1 protein-coding gene is annotated in these 507 nt (G+C 65.5%); it reads left to right on the forward strand.

What is annotated here, in order from left to right; all coding sequences use genetic code 11:
• Window positions 1–265 precede the first annotated feature (265 nt).
• The coding region (locus F0Q34_RS21680; protein WP_149814435.1) for a hypothetical protein at window positions 266–507 on the forward strand (242 nt) is incomplete at its 3' end.

The raw sequence follows: 507 nt of genomic DNA on the forward strand, positions 1-507 counted from the left end.
CGGCAGATTGCCGGTGCGGTCATCCATCACCTGCATCAGCGCGCGAATCGCCTGCTGGCTCGAGGTCATGCTGTACAGATTGCACATCGTGCGCTGCCTTCCTCCTGGTCGCAGCACAACGCGCAAAGCCGTTGAAGGTGCTGCCCTTCAGCGAAGCGGCAGCCCCATTCCTTCCCGATCAACCGGCACGTTCCAGCCGAGCCTGCGCTGTCAACCACCTCTTTGTTCTTGATTCGTTCTTCGAGTCTCACTTAGCGTCACGCTCATGCCCGAGCACCCTGCCCTTCCCGCCCCCCTTCCTCTGCCGCCCGGTCACAGCGTCGCCCCCTCCGAGGAGGTGGCCGACGCCCTGGCCTATGCGCTGCGCTATGACGAGCGCGGCAAGCCGCGTCCTTCCGGCGGCCAACTGGTCGCCAGCCTTGCCGCCGAACATCTGGTGAAGCATCTGGAGCGCGCGGGCTTCCTGGTGCTCAAACTACCCCCCGCCCGGCTGCACAGCGCCGGCTA

The organism is Teichococcus oryzae (assembly GCF_008386565.1).
Classification (GTDB): Bacteria; Pseudomonadota; Alphaproteobacteria; order Acetobacterales; family Acetobacteraceae; genus Pseudoroseomonas; species Pseudoroseomonas oryzae.